1 protein-coding gene is annotated in these 1,063 nt (G+C 42.1%); it reads right to left on the reverse strand.

What is annotated here, in order from left to right:
- Positions 1-861 (reverse strand): tetratricopeptide repeat protein (locus ACTHUR_RS11770; RefSeq protein ID WP_440398691.1); only part of this gene is annotated, 861 nt, incomplete at its 3' end.
- Between the last annotated feature and the right edge of the window lie 202 nt (positions 862-1,063).

Genomic DNA, 1,063 nt, shown 5'->3' on the forward strand with positions numbered 1-1,063 from the left:
GATATCACCTAAAAGGCGCAAACCTTCCGGATCATTTTGATCAGCAGCAAATTTAGCGTGCTGATAGGCCTTCTGAGGGTCTCGTTCGGTGTTTTTGCCTAGCAGATAGATTTCGGCAAGTGCTACATTCGCATTGCTGTCACCTTGTGCGGCAGCTTTTTCAAACCATTCCAATGCTTCAGCAGGATTTGATGCGGCTAAGAGTTCCGCAAGAGAAGTTTGCGCTGGAACAATGTCGTAATCGGCGGCAATACGTAAATGTTCGATTGCTTTTTCAGGATTTTGTGCGACACCTTGCCCCAATTTGTATTGGAGACCGAGTTGCCAGTGTGCTGCAATAAATCCCTGTGCAGCGGATTGCTGATAAAGTTTATGGGAATATTCCAAATCAGAAGAGCTGGAATATTGGTAATGTTGGGCTAAGAAGTATTGCGCCTGAGGATTTTGCTGTTCGGCAGCTTTCAATGCCCATTTGACTGCTTCTTGGTCATTGCCATTATCTGCATATAAACGCATGAGGCGTAGTTGTGCTGGGGCTAATCCTTCTTCAGCAAGCTCTTGATAGGCTGCAATGAGTTTTTCTATTTCTATTCCATTATTTTCTTGTAACTGTAGAAGATTATAGCGGGCGTATGGATGACCACCTCTTGCAGCTTGCTTTAAATATTCAACTGCAATTGCTAAATCTTGAGCATTTTCGTGGTGTTCAATCAGGTATCCTGCTAGCTGAAATGCGGCCTCAACATGCCCGGCTTCTGCTGCCTCGCAGAGCAATGGGATGGCTCGTGCAAAGTCAGGAGGGTCTTGAGTGATCAATTTTTCTGCTATAAGAAAAGATTCTTCATATTGTTGAGCATTCATCGGTTTGCTTTTATATTTTGCGAAGGATTAAGAATAAAATAATCGGCCGACAGAGTGCGGCCGTTATGATTTTGTAATTTTGAGGTTATTTACAAAAACAGACAACCGTATTTGTATTTTTATGCTTAGAATAATGGAATAAATCATTTCGTACTGCATAAATACAACAGAAGGATATGATTAAAGTGGGTTGAGCAAATAC

Source organism: Neisseria sp. P0021.S007, assembly GCF_051956855.1.